Origin of the sequence: Thalassococcus lentus, assembly GCF_028023555.1 — a bacterium.
GTDB classification, from domain to species: domain Bacteria; phylum Pseudomonadota; class Alphaproteobacteria; order Rhodobacterales; family Rhodobacteraceae; genus Thalassococcus_A; species Thalassococcus_A lentus.
On sequence record NZ_JAQIOY010000003.1, the window covers coordinates 20,753 to 42,921 of the forward strand.

At 56.5% G+C, this 22,169-nt stretch carries 22 protein-coding genes; 16 read left to right on the forward strand and 6 right to left on the reverse strand.

Going from position 1 to position 22,169, the window contains the following annotated elements:
* Positions 1-49: 49 nt before the first annotated feature.
* Positions 50-673, reverse strand: coding sequence for a helix-turn-helix domain-containing protein (locus PFY00_RS09145; protein ID WP_271432254.1), 624 nt, complete (start codon positions 671-673; stop codon positions 50-52).
* 150 nt (positions 674-823) lie between these two features.
* Between PFY00_RS09145 and PFY00_RS09150 the strand changes: the two genes are divergently transcribed.
* The gene (locus PFY00_RS09150) at positions 824-1,819 is read left to right on the forward strand and encodes a GlxA family transcriptional regulator (RefSeq protein ID WP_271432255.1); all 996 of its coding nucleotides are present in this window, start codon (positions 824-826) and stop codon (positions 1,817-1,819) included.
* A 16-nt stretch (positions 1,820-1,835) separates the two neighbouring features.
* Here PFY00_RS09150 and PFY00_RS09155 read toward each other — a convergent pair whose 3' ends face one another.
* From PFY00_RS09155 to PFY00_RS09170, 4 genes are read right to left on the reverse strand one after another with little or no spacing between them, the layout of a single operon-like run.
* Complete coding sequence (locus tag PFY00_RS09155; RefSeq protein WP_271432256.1) at positions 1,836-2,399, reverse strand: sarcosine oxidase subunit gamma; 564 nt, start codon at positions 2,397-2,399, stop codon at positions 1,836-1,838.
* Entirely contained in the window at positions 2,392-5,343 is a 2,952-nt protein-coding gene (locus tag PFY00_RS09160) for a sarcosine oxidase subunit alpha family protein (RefSeq protein WP_271432257.1), read from the reverse strand. Before PFY00_RS09160 ends, PFY00_RS09155 begins: the two co-directional genes overlap by 8 nt.
* Positions 5,340-5,627: a sarcosine oxidase subunit delta gene (locus PFY00_RS09165; protein WP_271432258.1), complete on the reverse strand. Its 288-nt coding sequence runs from the start codon at positions 5,625-5,627 to the stop codon at positions 5,340-5,342. The genes PFY00_RS09160 and PFY00_RS09165 overlap by 4 nt, the downstream gene beginning before the upstream one ends.
* A 13-nt stretch (positions 5,628-5,640) precedes the next feature.
* The gene (locus PFY00_RS09170; protein ID WP_271432259.1) at positions 5,641-6,891 is read right to left on the reverse strand and encodes a sarcosine oxidase subunit beta family protein; all 1,251 of its coding nucleotides are present in this window, start codon (positions 6,889-6,891) and stop codon (positions 5,641-5,643) included.
* A gap of 287 nt (positions 6,892-7,178) precedes the next feature.
* On the opposite strand from PFY00_RS09170, the gene PFY00_RS09175 reads away from it, so the two are divergent.
* The 11 genes from PFY00_RS09175 to PFY00_RS09225 all read left to right on the forward strand — a co-directional run bounded on the left by PFY00_RS09175 (position 7,179) and on the right by PFY00_RS09225 (position 17,260).
* Positions 7,179-8,120, forward strand: coding sequence for an ABC transporter substrate-binding protein (locus tag PFY00_RS09175; protein ID WP_271432260.1), 942 nt, complete (start codon positions 7,179-7,181; stop codon positions 8,118-8,120).
* A 115-nt stretch (positions 8,121-8,235) separates the two neighbouring features.
* The gene (locus PFY00_RS09180) at positions 8,236-9,255 is read left to right on the forward strand and encodes a quaternary amine ABC transporter ATP-binding protein (RefSeq protein WP_271432930.1); all 1,020 of its coding nucleotides are present in this window, start codon (positions 8,236-8,238) and stop codon (positions 9,253-9,255) included.
* Positions 9,255-11,234 (forward strand): ABC transporter permease, encoded by a 1,980-nt coding sequence (locus tag PFY00_RS09185; RefSeq protein ID WP_271432261.1) that lies wholly within the window; start codon positions 9,255-9,257, stop codon positions 11,232-11,234. Before PFY00_RS09180 ends, PFY00_RS09185 begins: the two co-directional genes overlap by 1 nt.
* 168 nt (positions 11,235-11,402) lie before the next feature.
* Positions 11,403-11,735 (forward strand): PepSY domain-containing protein, encoded by a 333-nt coding sequence (locus tag PFY00_RS09190; protein ID WP_271432262.1) that lies wholly within the window; start codon positions 11,403-11,405, stop codon positions 11,733-11,735.
* Positions 11,736-11,818: 83 nt separating this feature from the next.
* Entirely contained in the window at positions 11,819-12,502 is a 684-nt protein-coding gene (locus PFY00_RS09195) for a winged helix-turn-helix domain-containing protein (RefSeq protein WP_271432263.1), read from the forward strand.
* Positions 12,486-13,769: a sensor histidine kinase gene (locus PFY00_RS09200; protein ID WP_271432264.1), complete on the forward strand. Its 1,284-nt coding sequence runs from the start codon at positions 12,486-12,488 to the stop codon at positions 13,767-13,769. Before PFY00_RS09195 ends, PFY00_RS09200 begins: the two co-directional genes overlap by 17 nt.
* Before the next feature lie 79 nt (positions 13,770-13,848).
* Positions 13,849-14,073: a hypothetical protein gene (locus PFY00_RS09205; protein ID WP_271432265.1), complete on the forward strand. Its 225-nt coding sequence runs from the start codon at positions 13,849-13,851 to the stop codon at positions 14,071-14,073.
* Between the two features lie 31 nt (positions 14,074-14,104).
* Positions 14,105-14,605 carry a cytochrome b gene (locus PFY00_RS09210; RefSeq protein ID WP_271432266.1) on the forward strand — a complete coding sequence of 167 codons (501 nt, stop codon included), beginning with the start codon at positions 14,105-14,107 and terminating at the stop codon, positions 14,603-14,605.
* 168 nt (positions 14,606-14,773) lie between these two features.
* Entirely contained in the window at positions 14,774-15,340 is a 567-nt protein-coding gene (locus PFY00_RS09215) for a hemerythrin domain-containing protein (RefSeq protein ID WP_271432267.1), read from the forward strand.
* Between the two features lie 10 nt (positions 15,341-15,350).
* A complete protein-coding gene (locus PFY00_RS09220) occupies positions 15,351-16,373 on the forward strand; it encodes a glutathione S-transferase C-terminal domain-containing protein (protein ID WP_271432268.1) in 1,023 nt (340 codons plus the stop codon).
* A 98-nt stretch (positions 16,374-16,471) separates the two neighbouring features.
* Positions 16,472-17,260 carry an enoyl-ACP reductase FabI gene (locus PFY00_RS09225; RefSeq protein WP_271432269.1) on the forward strand — a complete coding sequence of 263 codons (789 nt, stop codon included), beginning with the start codon at positions 16,472-16,474 and terminating at the stop codon, positions 17,258-17,260.
* 141 nt (positions 17,261-17,401) lie between these two features.
* Here the strand turns inward: PFY00_RS09225 and PFY00_RS09230 are convergent, their stop codons facing one another.
* Entirely contained in the window at positions 17,402-18,271 is an 870-nt protein-coding gene (locus PFY00_RS09230) for a hypothetical protein (protein ID WP_271432270.1), read from the reverse strand.
* A 104-nt stretch (positions 18,272-18,375) separates the two neighbouring features.
* Here PFY00_RS09230 and miaB point away from each other — a divergent pair, with 104 nt between their 5' ends.
* The 4 genes from miaB (at position 18,376) to PFY00_RS09250 (ending at position 22,056) form a co-directional block, all read left to right on the forward strand.
* A complete protein-coding gene (gene miaB, locus PFY00_RS09235) occupies positions 18,376-19,677 on the forward strand; it encodes a tRNA (N6-isopentenyl adenosine(37)-C2)-methylthiotransferase MiaB (protein ID WP_271432271.1) in 1,302 nt (433 codons plus the stop codon).
* A gap of 236 nt (positions 19,678-19,913) precedes the next feature.
* On the forward strand, positions 19,914-20,501 hold the full coding sequence (locus tag PFY00_RS09240; RefSeq protein ID WP_271432272.1) for an OmpA family protein: 588 nt from the start codon (positions 19,914-19,916) through the stop codon (positions 20,499-20,501).
* A gap of 15 nt (positions 20,502-20,516) precedes the next feature.
* Positions 20,517-20,846, forward strand: coding sequence for a hypothetical protein (locus tag PFY00_RS09245; protein ID WP_271432273.1), 330 nt, complete (start codon positions 20,517-20,519; stop codon positions 20,844-20,846).
* A 220-nt stretch (positions 20,847-21,066) separates the two neighbouring features.
* A complete protein-coding gene (locus tag PFY00_RS09250; protein WP_271432274.1) occupies positions 21,067-22,056 on the forward strand; it encodes a PhoH family protein in 990 nt (329 codons plus the stop codon).
* Positions 22,057-22,169: the final 113 nt, after the last annotated feature.

Consider the following 22,169-nt stretch of genomic DNA (forward strand, 5'->3'; position numbering starts at 1 on the left):
GGCTGGATAACCAAAAGCGCGCGAGTTACATCGCGCGCTTTTTTCGTGATCAGCCCTGAGGGTAACTGATGATCGACAGATATTTCGCTGGCAGCTGAACAAGGTTCTCTGGCCCATGCGGCGCATCCGCGTCGAAAAACAACGTATCACCGGGCCGCAGGGGATAGACCTCTGAACCGTGCCGGTAATCGACTGCGCCTTCCAGCATGTAGATCGTTTCGATCCCGCCGTGCTGAAACGTCTCGAAGGTGTCGCTTTCCGTGGTGAGCTCGATCAAATACGGCTCCACCATGACACCACTGGAATTGCTGCCAAGGTGTCCAAGCAGATTATACTGATGGCCGGCGCGGGTGCCGTCCCGTTCGATTTCAACCCCGTCGCCGGATTTCGTGTGTACGGCTTCACGGCGTTCTTCGTATTGACGGAAAAAAGAAGTGAGCGGCACGGAGAGCGCATTCGCCAGCGTTTGCAGCGTCGAAAGCGAGGGCGAGGTGTTGCCGTTTTCAATCTTTGAAAGCATGCCAATGGACAAACCGGTCAATTCCGACAATTCGGCAACTGTGGTGCCGTGAGCTTTTCGGAATGCCCGGACTTCTCGCCCGATCGCGACCTCAAGAACTTTCTCTCGTGAGGATCGAATGGAATGTGGATCTTGCGTTAGGCGCGTGCTCATTTCTGCTACCAATTCAGCTTGTTCCATAATCGCGCCTCCTTACGATGGACCCGCGGGCCTGTCCATTCTGAAAAGTGTAGCGAAGTTTCTTCTTATTGCTACAATTATTCCTGTGAGTATAATTTTGATTGCTCAGAACTGGCGGATACCATGCAAAGACCCTTCTCAACCGGTTTTATGATCTTCCCGGGCTTTCCGATGGCTTGCCTGACGTCGATGATCGAACCGCTTCGCGCGGCCAATGAAATTTCGGATACCAAGGCCTTTGAATGGGTCTTGATTTCAGAGACTTTGGATCGTGTCGACGCCAGTGCCTTGGTGGCGTTTGAGCCTGGAAAAACGCTGGATCAAATACGGGATCTGGATTTGCTGATCTTGCTGTCTGGCCCGAACGCACAATTCAAAAGCGACTCCAGCGCTGCCAAACTTCGATCATTGCAGCGTCATGGAACAGCGGTTGGCGCTGTCAGTGGTGGTGTTTTTCCCCTTGTTCGTGCCGAGCTGGCCAAGGGCAAGCCGCTGGCGGTTCATTGGTGTTACAAGGCTGCGTTCGACACCGATTTTCCGGAACAGAACAGCTCGGATCAGGTGATTGAGATCTCTGAATCCTTGTTGACCGCGGCAGGCGCGGCCGCAGCGTTTGATCTGTCGTTGCACATCATCAAGCAAAAGCTGGGCAACGGCATCGCGACCGAAGTCGCCTGTTGGTTCCAGCACCCTGTCATTCGCAACACGGGTGTGTCTCAGGCGGTTCCGTCCCTCAGCACCGGCGACACCGGCGATGCGCTATCGCCGTTGATTTCCCGCGCTGTGCGCATTTTGACGGAAAACCTGTCTGAGCCAGTTGGGATCGGAGAGCTGGCCGATCAACTGGGGATCACGGCCCGCCATCTTGAGCGGTCATTCAAACAATCCACCGGTTTGAGCCCCACGCACTACTATCGCAAACTGCGCATGGATGCGGCACGGCAAATGGTGCGCTACACGAACGAACGGCTTGGCGAAATCGCTGCTGCGGTCGGGTACGGCAGCCTTCAGACTTTTTCAAAGCACTATCAATCCGCCTTTGACGTAACGCCCAAACAAGACCGCAACCGGATCAACTTGTTCCGTGTCAAAGGCAACCTGTCCGTGCCATCTGTCTGAGCAACGATGCTGTGGCTCAGAGCGCGGAGCGCATCGCCGTAAGCAGCGCGTGATGAAGCGAGCCCGCAGAAGAGCGGGGGCCCAAAACGCGGACATGATCAGGGTTGGTCATGACAAGAAAGCAGCCAAGATGGTCGATGCTGGTTCTTGTTGCTTCTCCGCCGGACCCGCTACGCAAATCAACTGCGCACAGCCGCTCGAATACCGCGGGCAGGTGGTCTCCGGTCAGATCAAATCGGCACCACGCATCGTTCTGCTCTGTGACGCTGGCTGTTTCGCCGACAGCTTCTTTGATTTGAGCAGCAAGATCCTCATGTGTGCCATGGGGTGCGCAGATCATCCACTGATCTGGACCCATCCAGAATGCGCCATAGGGATCGTTCGAAACGCTTTGCCCTGGCTCTGGCAGAGCAAAGCCTAAAAAGTCCTGAAGCGCGGATCGCACTTGCGCTTCGTGCCCAAGCCGAGATGAACAAGAGGCCAAGGCGGTATCCACCACTTCGGTCAGAGTGACCGGACCATGCGTATCTGTGCGCGGTTCATGCGCGCCCAGCGGGGTTAGGGGACGAAAGTCAGACACGGAGCCGGTCTCCTTCGGGGTCGATGAAATGGGCGCTGACCACTTCGACATCGTGGTCCACGCCGGTCAGAGGGCTGACCAGCCGGATGACTTCGCCCATGCGCGCGTCGCCGCGTTTCAGATAACCGATAGCGATATGATGCCCGAGGTTTGGTGAGAAACAGGCCGATGTGACATAGCCTTGATCATGGGACGCATCGACGGGATCGCTTTTGGTCATCAAATGCGCACCGGCGGGCACCGGATTGGCTGCATCAACGGGCTTGAGCCCCACAAGTTTCAAGGCGTCATCGGTGTTCAGCCCGTCCCGTTCTGACAGGGTGGACCCGATGCTGTCTTTCTTCTTGTTGACCATACGCGCCATGCCAAGGTTCAATGCCGTGGTCGTTCCGTTCAACTCGTTGCCGGCGGCATGGCCCTTTTCAATCCTCATGACACCCAGCGCTTCGGTGCCATAGACCACTGCATCAAATTCTTCACCGGCCTCGACCAGTTTGCGGATCAATGCATCGCCGTAGCGTGTTGGAACGGCAATTTCATACGCAAGTTCGCCAGAGAACGAAATGCGGAACAAACGGGCACGTACGCCGCTCACGCTGATGTCGCCGCAGGCCATATAGGGAAACGCCTCGTTCGAGATGTCGTGTTCGGGGTCTACGACCTTTTGCAAAAGCTTGCGCGCGTTGGGCCCGGCGACGGAATACTGTGCCCATGCTTCGGTCGTGGAGATCAGTTGAACATCCAGATCGGGGAACAGGCATTGCCGCACAAACTCCATATGCCGATAGACGCCAACCGCGTTGGCTGTTGTGGTGGTCACAACAAAGTGGTCTTCGGCCATGCGTGCCGCGGTGCCGTCATCCATAGCGATGCCGTCTTCACGCAGCATAAGGCCATAGCGGACCTTGCCGACCGGGACCTTGGCAAACGGGTTGCAGTAGATCTTGTTCAGGAAAGTGGCCGCATCGGTGCCTTGAACGTCAATCTTACCCAGAGTTGTCACGTCACAGATGCCGACACTCTTGCGGGTTTGTAGCACCTCGCGGTCCACGGACTGACGCCAGTGCGTTTCGCCGGCCTTGGGGAACCACTGCGCGCGCAGCCACATACCGACCTCGACGAAAACCGCGCCTTGTTCCTCGGCCCAGGTGTGAGAGGGTGTCTTGCGGACCGGTCTGAAATCCTCGTCTCGCGACCGCCCGGCAAAGGCGCCGATGGCCGTCGGAGTGTAAGGTGGCCGAAAGATCGTGGTGCCGACCTGTGGGATCGCTTTGCCCGCAAGTTCCGCCATGATCGCGAGACCGCCCATATTCGATGTCTTGCCCTGATCTGTAGCCATCCCCAGCGTGGTGTACCGTTTGAGATGCTCAACAGATTGAAAATTCTCCTGATGCGCCAGCTTTACGTCTTTGGCGGTCACATCGTTTTGTTGATCCAGCCAAGCACGCTTTGCGCCCTCAACATGCCAGAAGGGGGTGATCCGGACCGGGGCATCTTCAGTCTCTGGCAGACCGGGCCTGATCACCTTGTGACCGAGCGCGCTCAACGCAGCTTCAGCCATGTCCACACCACTTTTCAGCGTGGCATGTGTCGAAAATAGACCCGCAGCACATCCGGCAGGATGCATGCCATGCGGCAAGGTATCTCCGGGAACAAATGCCGCGATTTCTGCATTCCAGGTTGGGCGACCTCTTTGATGACTCGCCAGATGAACGTTCGGGTTCCAGCCGCCTGACACGCCCAGTGCGCCGCACTCAATGGTGCGCTGCGATCCGTCTGCCTGCGCGACCTTTACGAAGGTCAGTCCGAGACGGCCCATGGTGTCCTTAATCTGCGCGCCGCGCAGAACTTCATAGTCGGTGCTTGTTGGTGCATCTGGGCGTGAATCGATAACCGCAGCGATCTTGATGCCCTTGGCGTGCAGATCCGTGGCCGTTCGGTGCCCGTCATCGTTGTTGGTAAAGACGGCCACGCGTTTGGCCGGGGCTGCTGCCCAGCGGTTCACATAGCTCCGCAATGCAGAGGCCAGCATGATCCCGGGACGGTCATTCTGTTCGAATGCAATCGGACGTTCGATCGCGCCAGTGGCCAGAATTGTCTGTTTTGAGTAAATGCGCCAAAGGATCTGACGCGGTTTTCCTTCGGGTGGTGTTGGCAGATGATCTGCGATGCGTTCTACAGCGCCGTAGATGCCATGATCGAACGCGCCAATCACGGTCGTTCTGGGCATGATCCGGACGTTTGGCATTGTCGCCAGTTCTGCAGCAGTGCTTTGGGCCCACGCATGTCCGGTTTGATCTCCAACCGTCAGGCTTTCGGAGTTCAGACGTCCACCCAGCATGAAGTCTTCATCGGCCACGATGACTTGCGCGCCAGCCCGAGCGGCCGTGAGAGCAGCCATCAATCCTGACGGCCCGGCGCCCACGACCAAAAGATCGCAATGCAAAAAGCCTTTGTCATAGCTGTCGGGGTCCGATTTCAAAGACAAAGAACCCAACCCGGCCGCTTTGCGGATGATCGGTTCATAGACCTTTTCCCAAAAGGCCGCCGGCCACATGAAGGTCTTGTAGTAAAAGCCCGCTGCAAAAAAGTTGGACAGCCGGTCGTTGATCGCCATCGCATCAAAGGCCAAGGACGGCCATCGGTTTTGCGATTTCGCAGTCAAGCCATCGAAAAGCTCGGCTGTTGTCGCGCGTGTGTTGGGTTCCTGCCGCGCACCTTCGCGCAATTCCACAATGGCGTTTGGCTCTTCAGAACCGGCGGTCAGCGGTCCTCTGGGGCGATGATATTTGAAGGACCGTCCCATAAGCCGGACATTGTTCGCCAAAAGAGCCGAGGCGAGCGTGTCGCCTTCGAAGCCTTGGTAGCGTTTGCCGTCGAATGTGAAATTGATCGTCTTGTCACGGTTGATCAATCCGCCTTGCACCCGGTTCGACTGTGTCATGTTGAACGGCCCTCCCGACGGGCGACATCCCTTGCCAGTTCGACCAAGGTGATTTCGTGGGTTGTGGTATCCCGCGTCACGACCAGCCATGACCGATCGCCGCCTTCGTGGAACCAGAGTTCGCGATGTTGCCCGGCGGGATTGCTTCGCAGATATCCGTAGTCGGCAAATTGCTGCACGGCGTCTGGTTGTTGCCAGTCAGGCCTGTGGATCAAGGATGCGTCACCCAAATAGGTAAACTCTGACGAATCCCGCGGGCCCAGAAGAGGATGATTGATTATCATGATTGCGCGCCCCTCAATGCAGGTTGGGCTGGTTGCCCATGCCTTTTTCGTCAATCATCAAACCACGATTGAAGCGATCAAAACGGTAGGCAGTGGCAGTGGGATGGGGCTCACCCGTGGCGAGCAGATGCGCGTAGACATATCCGGAAGCCGGAGTTGCCTTGAAGCCGCCGTAGCACCATCCGCCGTTAAAGAAGAGCCCGTCGATATGTGTGCGATCAATGATCGGAGAGCCGTCCATCGACATGTCCATAATGCCACCCCACATCCGCAAGAGCCGGGCCCGCCCGAGCATCGGGAAGATGGCCATGCCGCCTTCGCAGACGTCCTCGACCACAGGCAGGTTTCCGCGCTGCGCATAGGAGTTGTAGCCGTCGATGTCGCCACCAAAGACCAGGCCCCCTTTGTCTGACTGACTGCAATAGAAGTGACCCGCACCAAAGGTGATTACGCCCGGCAAAACCGGTTTAAGCCCTTCGGACACAAAGGCCTGAAGCACGTGGCTTTCGATTGGCAACCGCATGCCAGCCTTTTCCATCACCCGGCTGGATGATCCGGCAACGCAGGATGCGACCTTGCCTGCCTTGATCACTCCGCGTGATGTTTCGACGCCGGTGCATGCGCCGTTTTCCATCACAAAGCCGGTGACTTCACAGTTCTGGATGATGTCGACGCCCAATTGGTCCGCGCCGCGCGCATAGCCCCAAGCCACCGCATCGTGTCGCACAGTTCCGCCGCGATGCTGGGCCAGACCGCCCTTGATTGGGAAACGCGCGTTGTCAGTGTTCAGGAATGGATAACGCTGTTTGATTTGCGCCGTTGTCAAAAGGTCGGCGTCGGCGCCATTCAACAACATCGCATTGCCCCGCCTTATAAAGGCGTCGCGCTGGGCGTCTGTGTGAATCAGGTTGAGAATGCCGCGTTGGCTAACCATGGCATTGTAGTTCAACTCCTGTTCCAGCCCTTCCCAAAGCTTGAGCGAGAATTCGTAGAACGGCTCATTGCCGTCCAGCAGGTAGTTGGACCGGATAATGGTTGTGTTGCGGCCGACGTTTCCACCGCCGATCCAGCCCTTTTCCAGCACGGCGATGCGTTTTTGACCGTAGACCTTGGCAAGGTAGTAAGCCGTCGCAAGGCCATGACCGCCGCCGCCAATGATGACGATATCGTAGCTGGGCTGAGGCTCCGGGTCCCGCCAAGCAGGTTTCCACCCTTTATGGCCGGTAAGTGCCTCTTTTATGACCCGCAAGCCGGAATAACGCATGGAATCGGACTCCTTTTTCGCAGGATCGTTTTTTTCGCAGTCGGAATCGCCGCTGCAACGGACCAATTTCTATGTGAATCGGACATTCCCGAGCCAAATATTTGCCGAGAACTCAGTCAGCTAGCCATAGAAAATCACCCTTGAAAAGAAAAATACTTGATCCACAGTGAAAAAATGGAGAGTTTGTCGTGGACAGTCGTATACGTCGGGAAGCGCGTACGGGCTGCAATCAAGAGCGTGCGGCCAAGGCCGGAACAATCGACGCTCAATGAACAGGGAGACGTCAAATGAAGAAACTAACCACTGCGTTGGCAACGGGTGTGCTGGCCCTTGCTCCATTGACCGCATTTGCCGAAGACAGTTCGGATCCGATCGTAATCCCGATCCACAACTGGTCGTCACAAATCGTCATGTCCAATGTCGTTGGCCAGATCTTTGAAGAGATGGGCAACAACGTCGAGTACGTCACAACAGACAGCCAAGCCGTCTATGAATCGGTGCGTCTGGGTGACGTGACGCTTGAGCTTGAAGTTTGGGAAGGCGCGTTCGGCGCATCTTTCCGCGCTGCTCTGGAAAAGGGCGGCATCGTTGATGTGGGCGACCACAACGCGGTCACACGCGAAGACTGGTGGTACCCGATGTGGACCAAGGACGCTTGCCCGGGCCTGCCAAGCTGGGAAGCTCTGAACGACTGTGCGGAACTGTTCGCAACAGCCGAGACAGGCTCAAAAGGCCGTTATCTTGATGGTCCGGTTGACTGGCTCAAGCACGGTAAAGAGCGTGTCGAAGCGCTGGGCATGAACTTTGAAGTGATCAACGCGGGTTCTGCAGCTGCACTTTGGGCTGAAATCGGCGCTGCCGAAGCGGACAAGCGCCCCGTGGTTGTCTTCAACTGGACACCCAACTTTGCCGAAGCCGTTTGGCCCGGCGAATTCGTGGAGTTCCCGGAATGGGTCGACGGATGTGACAAGGATCCGGCTGTTGGCCCGAACCCCGACGCTCTTTACGACTGTGGCAACCCGGCTGATGGTTACCTGAAAAAGGCCGCTTGGGAAGGCATGGAAGCCAAATGGCCCACTGCTTACGCAGTCCTGGAAAAAATCAGCTTCACCAACCCTCAGATCGCTGAAATGGCGCGTTTGGTGGACATCGATGAGCTTGAGCCGGAAGAGGCTGCTGCCGAATGGCTTGAAGCAAACGAAGATGTCTGGAAAGCTTGGTTGAACTAAGCTTCGGACATTCGATCAAGACGAGCCCTGTCCGCATGTCGGGCAGGGCTTTTGGCAAAAAACACATGTGGCAATGGTCCAAGACCAAATCGCCAAGACCTGGATGGGCACCTTCATGGCATCTGATGCACCTGTAATCGCTTGCAGAAATGTCTGGAAAATCTTCGGAGATGATCCGACCGGCTATCTGAAGAAAATGCCATCCGGACACAGCTATGATGACATCCGTGCTGATGGGTATATCGCCGGAGTGAAAGACGTCTCGATCGAGGTCGGGCGCGGTGAGATGCTGGTGATCATGGGGCTGTCCGGCTCGGGAAAGTCCACGTTGGTCCGTTGCTTTTCGCGGTTGCACGACATTACCGGGGGCACCATCGAGGTCGAAGGCCAGGACATTATGGCCCTTTCCGAAAAAGAGCTGATCGACCTGCGCCGCAACAAGATGGGAATGGTGTTTCAAAGCTTTGGTTTGCTTCCGCACCGCACCGTTTTAGACAACGTGGCGTTTCCTCTGGAAATGCGTGGTCAGGACAAACACGCCAGACGGGCCAGAGCGCTGGAAGTCATCAAGTTGGTCGGCCTCGAAGGCCGCGAGGATTATTTCCCAAGAGAGCTGTCAGGCGGACAACAGCAGCGTGTCGGCATCGCGCGCAGTCTCGCAATCGAGCCTGATATCTGGTTTCTGGATGAGCCGTTTTCCGCACTTGATCCGCTCATCCGTCGCGAAATGCAGGATGAGTTTTTGCGCCTTCAGGAAATGCTGGGAAAGACGATTGTTTTCATCACGCATGATTTTGACGAGGCGCTGCGATTGGCGGACCGGATCGCCATCATGAAGGATGGTGCCGTAGAACAATGCGACACGCCCGATCAGATCGTCATGAACCCGGCGACGGAATATGTGCGCAAGTTCACCGAAGAAATCGATAAATCCCGCGTGGTTCATGCAGGCATTCTGGTCAAGCCAGATCAGAAGGGCGAAGGCGATCCCGTTCCAGCGGGTGCGACCATTCATGCGCTGGCTTCGACGTTGGTGTCTGACACACGCGAATTCATTCCTGTTGTGGACAATGACACCGTCATTGGCGCCATTTCACGGCAGGAAGCGCTGCACGTGCTGGTCGGTTCGAATTGATGGCTGTGCTGTCGACCAATTCAGCGGGCAGCAAAGCGCCTCAGATGTCATCGAATAAAGTGGCCACGGGGTTGGTATGCCTCGCCATAGTCCTGACAGCGCTGCAATACGCGGGGCTGCTGCCGGCTTGGCTGCACCGGCTACCGGAAAGCTGGATACCGCCTTTCGCGGTCTGGCTTGACGCGGCCTTCAACTTTGTTCGCACTGATCTCGGGCTGGAAAAACTGACGCGCTGGTTTGCCGAAGGTCCGCTTCAGTTCATGCTCGATACAACGGCCAATCTGCTCTACGGCAAGAAACGCTGGCCTCGATTTGAACAGATCCCGTGGAGCGCGATCGCCGCCTCTGCGGCGGTTCTGGGCTATTACCTTGGCGGCTGGCGGCTTGCTGTTCTGGCGGGGGGGACATTCGTCTGGACCGCTTTGATCGGTCAGTGGAAGATTGCCATGGAAACCATGTCGGTTCTACTAGTGGCCGCCCCTCTGGCGTTTTGCATTGGCATCAGTCTGGGTATTGCTGCGTGGAAATATGCTTGGGTCGATCGGGCGATCAAACCAATCCTTTCGGTTCTGCAAACGCTTCCGTTTTTCACCTATCTCTTGCCTGCGGTCATCTTCTTCAAGGTCGGTCCGACAGCAGGTGCTGTTGCCACGATTATATACGCGATCCCGCCGATGATCCTCATGACAACCCTTGGACTGAAAAAGGTGTCTCCTGAGGTTGTTGAGGCAGGAAAGATGTCGGGTTGTTCCCGCTGGCAAATGTTGCGACATGTCTACGTGCCAGCCGCGCGCACGGAAATTCTGGTTGGCGTGAACCAGGTCATCATGCTCTGCCTTGCGATGGTGGTTCTGACCGCCTTTATCGGGATGCCCGGTTTGGGCGCGAAACTGCTCGCGATGATGGGAAGCTTCAAGCTGGGCCGATCCTTTGAAATCGGGGTCACCATCGTGTTGCTGGCTGTAACACTCGATCGGTTGTCCAAGGCGTGGGTGGTGAAACTGCCCGAACACTTCGAAAAGGGCACGCCTTGGTGGAAGCGGCACAAATACCTTTTGGCCGGTCTGGGCGCGTTTGTTTTCTTTACGGTGCTTGGGCAATTCGTTGAATGGTTCGCCGAAATCGGCCGCCGTCAGAGCCTGTCTCAGGGCAAGGAAATCGACACCGCCATCAAGACGTTTCTGGCTTTTGACATTGTGCAGGGTACCACTGAGAAAATTCGCTACGTTCTCAACGTTTGGGTTCTAAACCCGTTCCGCGATTTCCTTTTGTCGATCCCGACCACAGGATTTATCCTGCTTGTCGTCGCGGGGGCATTGGCGCTTGGCGGCAGAAAATCCGGAATTTATGCGGCAGTCTTCTTTGGTCTCGTCGCGCTGACAGGGTGGTGGGATCGTTCCGTGATCACGCTGTACTCGGTGATTTCCGCTGTCATCCTTGCGACTTTGATTGGCTTGCCGATCGGTATTGCCGCGGCGCGTTCCGAAAAATGGTCCAAGCGCGTTTTGTTGATCTGCGACACGGCACAAACCTTCCCAAGTTTTATCTACCTGATCCCGGCGATCATGCTCTTTGGCATCACTGCGACCTCTGTTGTAATGTCCATCCTGATCTTCGCCATGGTGCCGTTGGTTCGATACACCGTCGAAGGCCTGCGGGGCGTTCCGCCAGAAATGAACGAAGCGGCGGATATGTCGGGTTCAACCCGAATGCAGAAGCTGTGGAATGTCCAATTGCCACTGGCTTTGCCAACCATGGCCGTGGGTTTCAATCAGGCAATCATGTTTGCATTTTTCATGGTCATTATCGCCGCCTTTATCGGCACGCAGGATCTGGGGCAGGAATTGCAGAAAACCCTCGCTGGCACGGATCTGGGCAAGAACTTTGTCCTAGGGATATGTGTGTCCCTGATGGCCCTGACATTTGATATGGCGATCATGACATGGGCCGAGCGCAAGAAACGCGTTTTGGGTCTGTGATCTGGCAGCGCGCGGGCCACGATCCAGGGCCGCGCGTCCTTACTCTATGCAGAAACCTCCGGTCCTTACGAAATTGTAAACTTCGGTCGAAGTGGCTGTAAGCTGGCCACCCCAAGTCTTGTGTCATCGGGGCGACATTCTGTTGCTCCCCTCAAAAGGAGAAATGACATGGACAAGAAATTCATTGCAGGTGGCGCTCTCACGGGTCTTTTGCTGTCGGCTGGCATCGCGGGCATGGTTTCGGCTCAATCCGCAGCAACGGCAACGGGCCTGAGCGAAGAGCAGGTGATTGCAATTGCGCTGGCCGAAGTGCCGGGAGAAGTTCAGGAAGTCGAACTTGAACGCCACCGGGGCCAGCAGGTCTATGAAGTCGAAATCCTGGCTGCAGATGGTTCAGAGATGGAGGTTGAGATCGCAGCCGAGTCGGGCGATGTTTTGAAGGTCAAGGCGGACGGCGAAGATTGCGACAAGCATGACGACGACGAAGAAGAAGACGCGTAACGCGGATTGAAATGTTTGACCGGATCGAAGGCTGCTGTATTCAGCGGCCTTCAAACTGTCTGCTGAATGAGTAGGGGTCACCAATGCGGATATTGCTGTTGGAAGATGACCAGCAACTGGGCGTTTGGATCGCCGGAGGCCTTCGCGAAGAAGGCCATGTCGTCGATCATTTCGAAAATGGCAAAGACGCTTTGATCGCCGCCATGGGGCAGGATTTCGATCTTTTGATCCTCGACCGGATGGTTCCGGGGCTGGACGGATTGTCAGTTCTGAAATCCCTGCGCGCCTCCAAGAATACGACACCTGCTCTGTTCCTGACAGCCTTGGGAGAGGTTGATGCGCGTGTCGAAGGGTTCGAAGCGGGCGGCGATGATTATCTGACCAAACCGTTTGCATTTGCCGAGTTGTCGGCACGGGTGGGTGCTTTGGGCCGCAGACTCGATGGGCCGGATCAAAGCGAAGCAACGCAGACTGTGTTGCGGTACGCGGATCTTTCGCTGGATCTTTTGTCCAGACGCTGTGAACGGCAGGGGCAGTCCATTGATCTGATGGCCAAGGAGTTCAAGCTTCTGGAGTATTTCATGCGCCGTCCCGGACGGCTGGTGACGCGCACAATGCTGCTCGAACAAGTTTGGGAAATGAGCTTTGACCCGACGACCAGTGTTGTAGAGACCCACATCAGTCGACTGCGCGCCAAGATCGACAAACCGTTTGAAGACGCGTTGCTGCAAACGCGGCGTGGCGAGGGATATGTCTTTGGTCGGTAGGTTTGTGGAAAATCTGCGCTGGCTGAAACGCTCGTCGATCTTGCGGCTTTCGCTTTTGTTGTCCGCTGTCTTTGCCGTCGGAATGGCGATTTCGGTTTTCGTAGCACTGACGCTGGGCCAGGACGCCTTGGAACGTCGTGTGGACGCAACCCTGACCGCTCTGGCCGGTGCTGCGGTGCTGGAAACTGCCCAAGCCACCACGGCCTCGATGATTATGCGCAGCCCTGACGATCTGGACGGATTGCCCCGACCGTTTGGCCGTGCAGTCGAACGCGGCGGCGGCACTGTGGATCTGGAGCATGATTTTCTGCGATCTGACATTTGGCGCGTGCTGGTGTCGCGGGACAGTCAGAACACGCCGGTCATGGTTGCCGTGCCTTTGGAAGTCAGCTCTCAGGCTCAGGAGGTGCTGGGCGGTATCCTTTGGACCACGGCCGGTCTGGTGATCGTTTTGAGCCTGATCATTGGGCTGGTTACAGGTTCGATGGCCCAACGCCGTGTACAACGCATAAGCGCAACGCTGGATCAATTGGCGGCGGGTGACCTGACCGCACGGACAGAGCATCACAGACGCAAGGACGATCTGGACGATATCGCGCACCAACTGGACCATACGGCGACCGAGCTGGAACGCCTTGTGGCGCAAACACGCCATTTGAGCGCCAGCATCGCGCATGATCTGCGCACTCCGCTTGCACGCCTGCGGGCCAAGCTGGAAATGCTGCCTGATGGTGCGGCCCGAGGCGCAGCACTGGAAGAAGCCAGCCGTTTGTCAGCGATTTTCGACACGATCATGCGCGTTGCCCGGATCGAAGCGCAGCAGGGGCGCGACGGATTCGAAACGGTTGCCTTGGAGCCATTCGTCGAAGAACTGGCCGATACTTTTGGCCCGGTTGTGGAAGATGTGGGCAAAGACCTGAAAATTGACGTATCGACACCGGGGCAGGTTCAGGCGGACCGGCAGATGTTGGTGCAGGCCATGGCCAACCTCATCCAGAATGCTTTGGTCCATGGTGGCTCGACGATTACCCTTGTTGCGCAGGGGCAATCTGTAGGTGTGGCCGATGATGGGCCGGGTGTTGACCCTGCCCAGTTCGACGAAATCGTCAAACCGATGGTCCGGCTCGACGCTGCCCGGACCACCGAAGGTTCGGGTTTGGGGCTTGCATTGGTCCGGGCGGTGTCTGAACGGCATGGCGCAAGGCTGGAATTTTCCGCCCAAAAGCCCACTGGCCTGCGGGTTATTCTGAACTTTGCAAAATTGTAAGGCTGCGGTCAGGCGCCCGTAAAACAGGCGCATCATATCCAGATCATCGAAACACAACGATGAGACTGGAGATCACACAATGAAAACCCTTTTTGAAAAATTCACGTCCACCCTCTCGGGTATTGCGATGTTTGCATTTGGCGTCGTGCTGGCGGCCATGGGTTTTGCAGCGCTTGGCACGCTTGCACTGTTTGCACTGGCAGCCATGGGCGTTGCCTTGCTGGCGATGCCATTTGTTGCGCTGTCACAGACCGGCAACGACGACCCTGATCCACAGGACGCCGCCCAGGCGGAAACAGCCTAAATCGGCATCTCATTTATCAGGACGGATTATCATGACTTCTACGGCGCACTCGCACGGTTTTGTAACCAAAGGCATCCACTGGTTGTCGGCTGGCTTGATCGGCTATGGCTATCTGAAAGGGCTGGACGATGTTGCGCAGCTCTCGCATCCGGGCGTGATGCAGTTTGAGGTGGCTTTCGCCCTTGGTCTGGGTGCACTTTTTCTGTTGCGGCTGTTCTGGACCAAAGGGGCGGCCGGCGCGACGCGCCTGCCAACGGATGCACCAAAGTGGGAACACTTTGCGTCAAAGGCCGTCCATGTTGGCCTCTATGCCTCGGTGTTCGGCATTGTCTTATCCGGGTTGGGCATTGCGCTGGCCTATACAACCTCTGTTCTTGGGGGCCTGTTCCAATCGGCAATGATCGGTTTGCATGAATTCGCGCTTTCCGCACTGCCTGTTTTGCTGCTGGCCCATATCGCCGGGGCGATCTGGCACAAAGTCGTCCGCCGCGACGGTGTTCTGGAAAGCATGACAGGTAAATTGCCGCTCTAAGTTCTCACTCACGGAGCAAAACTTGGGGTCGCCGTCGCAAGACAGGCGGCCCTTTTCTATGGCCGGGTGACAGTCAGCCCATGCCAAGAGCGCATAGCCGCCCCCTCGCATTTCGGGGTTCTCGACGGGTGCGGGCCTGCCCAACTGTTGTTGGGAAAGGAGAGTGCCATGCTTGATACCTATAATATTCGCGAAGACGCCATGCCCGAGGACATGCGCTTCCTGCTTTCACGATATCCGCGAGAAAGCTGGGAAGACCACCCTGGCTTTGCCGAGAAGACCCGGCATTGGCTGGGCGCGCATCAGATGTTTCGTCGCGTTGCCAGTCGCATTCGCGTGGACACCGAAGAGGTTCTGAACCGCGATCTCGCCGTTGATGAATACGCAGGGCGTCTGTCGCATTTCGGCGGAGGGCTGGTGTCAAACCTTCACGGCCATCATGGCTGGGAAGACCACAGCTATTTCCCGGAACTGTCGGCAGCCGACCCGCGGTTTGACGCCGGGTTGGAGTTGCTGGAACAGGATCATGCTGACCTTGATCGGGTGCTTGACGATTTCACGCGCAGTGCAAACCGCGCGATCAAATTGTCCGGGTTGGATGCCAACCAGGCCCGCGAAGAAGCAGCGCAGGTCCTTAAGGCGTCGCAAACCATTGAGGCCTTCCTGCAGCGTCATTTGACCGATGAAGAAGAACTGGCCGTACCAATTATCTTGCATCACCGGTTGAGAGGGTGACACTGCCACCATGACAAACGACAAATCTGTTCAGGAAGATCAGTCACAGGCCAAGGCGCGCCGTGCGCGGGGTGAATTCGTGCGCGGCGTCAGCGGCTTCAGGCATGCCATCGGTGATCCGGATTTTCCGGCAGAGCCCGGACGCTATCATTTGTTTGTCGCGTTGAACTGCCCGTGGTGTCACCGTGTGACTCTGGCCCGTGGTGTTCTGGGGTTGGAAGACGGCATCACAATGAGCGTGGCCTTTCCCAATCGTACGGATGAGGCCGATCCGGAAGGTCCGAACCTTTGGGAGTTTGCGCCGGATCGCAAGGCGTCCCTGACCGGTGCAGCATTGCCGGAATGCACGCGTGACACCGGAACCGGACGTGACGTCAGACTGGCAAAGGACATCTACCGCGCTGAAGGCTCGGAGGAACAATCGGTTCCGATCCTGTATGACAAAGTGGCCGGACGTATCGTGAACAACGAAAGCGCCGAGATTATTCGCATGCTGGACCGACACGCCGGGGCGCTGGCGGGATCTGAACTCTCATGGGACCGGCCGATACTTGTTCCCAGTGATCCGGCGGTTCTACAGCATGTCGAAGCGTTGAATGAACGGATTTATGTCACCATCAATAACGGAGCCTATAAAGCCGGTTTTTCCTCTGACCAGACGGTCTATGCCAAGGCGTTTGATGCCTATTTCGAGACGCTAGGTTTCCTGAACGATCTGCTATCTGATGGTAGGCCATTTCTAACGGGCCCTGACTTTGGCGAAGCTGATTTGCGCTTGTTCCCAACACTTTATCGCCATGACCCGGTCTACTATGTCCGGATGAAACTGAATGGTGGGCGGATCGTTGATTATCCGCACCTATGGCGTTGGCTTTGCCGCGTTTACGCAATCAAAGGGGTGCAAGGCGCCGGATCCTTGATCCACTGCCGGCAGGGTTATTTCGGACGATCCTGGAACGGTGTCGTGCCTCTTGGACCACTGGTTCCGATGACCTATCCCGAGGCCTATGAACATCCTGAGCTGGCCGGATGAACGCGCAGGCTTTCCGCGTTCAAGCGAACAAAGGCATTGCGTTTGCTTGACCTCTTGGCGTGATCCGGTCAGTAAAACCCAAAGGACCGGAGGGGCTGATGACGATTTCACTGAATGGCAAGCGCGGGCTCATTATGGGTGTCGCCAACGAACGATCCATTGCCTGGGGTATTGCAAAGGCCTGTGCCGAAGCGGGGGCCGAGCTGGCATTCACCTATCAAGGAGAGGCGTTCGGCAAACGGCTGGAGCCTTTGGCGGCCTCGGTCGGCAGCGATTTCATGGTGGACGTCGACGTGACGGACGAAGCCAGCCTTGATGCCGCGTTTGACGCGCTGGGGCAGCGCTGGGATCGGCTGGATTTCGTGGTGCATGCCATCGCCTATTCGGACAAGTCCGAACTGCAGGGCCGCATCCTGAATACCACCCGTGACAACTTCAAAAACTCAATGGACATTTCGGTCTTCAGCTTCATTGACGTCGCCCGGCGGGCGCAGCCGCTGATGACCGAAGGCGGGACATTGCTGACCATGACTTACATGGGATCAAACCGCGTGACGCCGAACTATAACGTCATGGGCGTTGCCAAGGCGGCGCTGGAATCGGCCACGCGGTATCTTGCAAATGATCTGGGGCCCGAAGGCATCCGTGTGAATGCTGTATCGCCCGGCCCGATGAAAACATTGGCGGGTGCTGCCATTGGCGGCGCGCGCAAGACCTACAAGCACACGGACCAGAATGCGCCGCTGGGCGGCAATGCAACTCTGGAAGCTGTTGGCGGAACGGCAGTCTGGCTGATTTCCGATGCTGGCGCCTGCACGACAGGGGAAGTCGTCCGAGTGGATGGCGGGTTCCATGTCTTGGGCATGCCGCAGTACGACAATCTTTGATTTGTAAACTGGGGCGCCTTTGGCGCGCCGGTTTGATTGCGTTCAGGCCACGCAGGCCTTGGGGAGGGCGCCGCCCTCCCCAAACCCCTCTGGGGATATTTTTGCACGAAGAAACATAGCGCCCTTGTCACGGGTGTCTGGTCAGAACCATTGACCGGGCTCCATAAGGCCGAGGTCCAGCAGCTGGCGGGAGTGCCATTCAAATGCTGTGGAATTGTGCCAGCGGAAGGTGCGGATATCGAATGTGCTGCCCGGATTGGACTTCAGCGCCTTGGCCGTGCGGAATGAGGCAATCGATGCGGTCAGGTTGTTGTGCCAGGGGCAGGCGTAGGTGTTGTATTCTTCGTCTGACAGGGTGTGATCGTCCCGCAGGGTCAAACCGGGCTTTGCCTTGAACAAGCTGATACGGTCGATCTTGCGGCGCGCCTGGGGAACGTGTTCTTCGTAGCGCCAGCGCAGGCCGCCGTAGAAGTTCAATTGCCGTTCCTTGGGGTGATTGTGGTTATCCGGATCATTGCGGGCAAGCGCGTAGTAGCCGGACCGGTCCAGGTGGGCATCGTCCAGATTGACAGCATTGGGGCAGCGATCCAGATCGCCTGCATAAAGATCGACCACATAGGTCAGCATGGCGTCGCGGCGTTCTTCGGTGTGGAAGGCCAGAAGCTCGGTGATCAGGCGCGTCTCACAGAACGGATAGAATAGGTATTCGGCGTTATAGCAGTAGTAGAGCCAAACCCCGGGAGCCGCCGCGATGACTGCGTTTACGGCATTTGGGACGGCGCCTTCGCTGCGGATGTCGAAATCGATCCGGTGGACCTTATCCGTCAGATCGGGCGGCATGTCCCAGAGCGGGCTGACGAAGGCCAAAACGGTTTTGAAGCCAAGGTGCCGATGGTGCCGCAGGGTTGTATCCAGCTCGACGTCGTCTTCGGAAAAGATCAAGGCAACCGGCCCTTTGGTCAGGGCGGCCTTGTTTTGGTTCAGAAAGTCGTCAAGTCCAGTGTAATGCATGCCCATTCCCTTTGGCACAGAATCGGTGAAAATCTCGTGCATTGCAAGGCAGGCAGATTCTGCGTTATCTGCGCGCTCTGTACCCCGCCACGGAGGCCAATTGCATGTCTGCTCCCAAAAAGCTGTATATCAAGACCTATGGCTGCCAGATGAATGTCTACGACAGTGAGCGTATGGCAGAGGCTCTGGCTGGGTATGAGTCGACCGATACGCCGGATGACGCGGATATGATCCTGCTGAACACCTGCCATATCCGTGAAAAGGCAGCTGAGAAGGTTTATTCCGAACTTGGTCGGTACAAAGGTTTGAAGGCGGACAAGCCTGATCTCAAAATCGGTGTTGCCGGCTGCGTCGCGCAGGCCGAGGGCGAAGAGATCATGAAGCGCCAGCCTATGGTCGATCTGGTTGTTGGTCCGCAAAGCTATCACCGGTTGCCGGAACTGGAGGCCAAGGCGCGTAGCGGGCAAAAGGCGCTGGATACCGATTTTCCCGAAGAGGACAAATTCGAACACCTGAAATCGCGTCCCAAGGCCAAACGCGGACCAACGGCCTTTCTGACGGTTCAGGAAGGGTGTGATAAGTTCTGCGCGTTTTGCGTGGTGCCCTATACCCGCGGTGCAGAAGTGTCGCGCCCGGCTGATCGGATTGTGAGCGAGGCGCGCGATCTGGTTGAGCGCGGGGTGCGTGAAATTACGCTCTTGGGGCAGAATGTGAATGCCTATCACGGGCATGAACGGGGCTTGGCAGGTTTGATCCGTGCGCTGGCAGAGATTGAAGATCTGAAACGTATCCGTTTTACCACTTCTCATCCCAACGATATGGACGACGATCTGATTGCGGCGCATGGCGATTGTGAAAAGCTGATGCCCTATCTGCATTTGCCGGTTCAGGCGGGCAGCGACAAGATCCTCAAGCGGATGAATCGCCAGCATACGCGCGACGACTATTTCAGGATCATTGATCGGCTGCGCGAGGTGCGTCCCGATTTACACCTGTCTGGCGATTTCATCGTCGGATTTCCGGAAGAGACGGAAGAGGATTTTGCCCAGACCCTCGATCTGATTGAGCGGGTGAAATACGGATCTGCCTTTTCGTTCAAATACTCGACCCGTCCCGGCACGCCGGCGGCAGAACGTGATCAATTGCCTGAAAGCGTCAAGGATGAGCGGCTTCAGCGCTTGCAAGCCTTGTTGGTCAGTCAGCAGCGTTCTTTGCAGGATGCCATGGTTGGAAAAACGGTCAATGTACTGTTCGAAAAGCCGGGCAGATTGCCTGGTCAGATGGTCGGAAAGTCAGAATATCTGCATGCCGTTCACGTAGAATCGGACACGCTGATTCCGGGCGATTTGCGATCTGTCCGAATCGTCGAGAGCGGACCGAACTCTTTGAAGGGTGTTCTGAACTAAGGCAAACCTTGGGTGAACAAGGACCTTTAAGCCTCTGATTTAGATGAAACTTTCAACAGTTCTGCTCACCTAAGAGAATTGTTTCCGATTTCGTGACAATCCACAGCCCTTTTCGCTTCACACCTGCGCATTGTTTGATAAGGTGTTGATTATAGTAAATTTGCGCGTTCCGCTGCCAATTTTGGGTGCGCGTGGGGGAAACACAAACCATAGGGACAGAGGCTGTGGCTAAACACATGACCAATGCCATCGGCGCAGTTGCGCTGGCTGTCGTCGCCGGTATTGCGGGGGCTGCACCCGCGTATGCCGAAAAGGCGGGGGCAAATAATCCGTTTATTTCGACGCAAAACACACGCACCATTCAGGGCGAACAGTATATTCCGGGTATCTGGGTTGATCCCGATGGCTGCGAACACTGGGTGATGGACGACGGTGTCGAGGGCTACATGAGCCCGCACGTCAATCGTAAGGGTATCCCGGTTTGCAACCGTGGTAACACCTGTGGTGTGATGAACTCTGATCAGTTCTTCGCTACAAACTCGCACCGTATTTCACCGCAGGGACAGGCCAAACTGGCCGAGTTCTTCCGGAGCGCTGGTGCGACTTCGTATATCATCGCAGGTCACACTGACAGCCGTGCGTCTGACAGCTACAACATGAAGCTGTCCTACAACCGTGCGCTTTCGGTTGCGAACGTTGCGAAATCAGTGGGTGCCCGCATCGCGGACGTCCGTGGTTACGGTGAACGCCTGCCCGTGGCTTCCAACGGCAGCGCACATGGCATGGCAAAGAACCGCCGTGTCGAAATCATCTGCATTCGCTAAAAGGGGCTGATTGTTATGAAACTGACCAAATTGGCTCTTTTGCTGGGCGCGGGTGTTGCGCTGGCAGGTTGTGAAGGCGCAGGCCTTGAAGGCTTTGGCGAGTACGGACCTGACAAAAGCGTTGACCGTGGCATCGACAAAGATGACCTGAGCAATATGCGCGCAGGTGTCTGGATCGACCCAAATGGCTGTGACCACTGGATCATCGACGATGGCGTCGAAGGTTACCTGTCCCAGCGTTTGGACAAATACGGCAAGCCCGTCTGTTCCGGTACGGCACCGCCGACCATCGCAACGGGTGACTTCAAGCAGGGCTCGACGTCGATCATCGGCGACCCGCTCTAAAGTACAGTACGTGTTTCCCAGAAAGCCGCCGTGCAATAGCCCGGCGGCTTTCGCTGTTTTCCGGCCCAAGTCATGGGTTTTTTTGATCTCTTGGGCTGCGCCTCATTTGTGCGTTCTGCGAAGCGGCACACAAATTCTTGTGTGAAACCCGAGCAAGCTGTGGACATGTGGCATTTGGCTTGGCAATCTTGGAATCAACACGCCACTTCAGGAGAGATGTGTGACGAGCCAGATCATTGAAACCGCACCACCATCGGAAACCATCTTGGAGTTTCCGGACAATCGGCTCCTGATTGATCTATGCGGCGAATACGATCGCCATCTGACCCACATCGAAGCGCGTACCGGTGTGCAAATCCTGCGACGCGGAAATCATCTTGCGGTGCATGGGCCCGCGGATGGGCAATCCGAAGCGGCTGACGTGCTGCGCGCGCTCTATGACAGGCTTGAACAGGGGCGCGAAGTATCCAAAGCCGAAATTGACCGCCAGTTTCGCATGGCCGGGGAAGACGAGCCGCAAGATCAGCTGGAAATGTTTGCGGGCGGCGCGGTCGAGATCAAGACCCGCAAGAAACTGGTTGAGCCCAGAACAGATGCCCAAAAGGCCTATGTCCAATCATTGTTCTCCAATGAGCTGGCGTTCGGGATTGGTCCGGCGGGCACGGGTAAGACCTATCTTGCCGTAGCGGTGGGTGTGAACATGCTGATCACCGGTGCCGTAGACAAAATCATCTTGTCGAGGCCAGCCGTCGAAGCCGGTGAAAAGCTTGGCTATTTGCCCGGTGACATGAAGGATAAGGTCGATCCCTACATGCAGCCGCTTTACGATGCGCTGAATGATTTTCTGCCCGGCAAACAGCTGGCAAAGATGATCGAGGAAAAGACCGTGGAGATCGCGCCTCTGGCGTTCATGCGCGGCCGTACACTGTCCAATGCATTTGTGGTTCTGGATGAGGCCCAAAACGCAACCTCTATGCAGATGAAGATGTTCCTCACACGCCTCGGTGAGGGGTCTCGCATGGTCATTACCGGTGATCGGACACAGATTGATTTGCCGCGCGGTGTCCCGTCTGGCTTGGCAGATGCGGAGCGCTTGCTGAACAGAATTCCGAATATCTCGTTTAACTACTTTACTGGCAAAGATGTGGTGCGGCATCCGTTGGTCGCAGCGATCATCGAAGCCTATGAGGCTGACGCGCCCAAGGCGTGAAGACCTGGAAACGCAGTATTTCCATTTTGGAATAAGTTTGCCCGTGCAGCATCGAAATTTCGTGTTAGTGTTTACCTAAGGTAAATTAATTGGTTGGCCCTTGGGGCATTTTC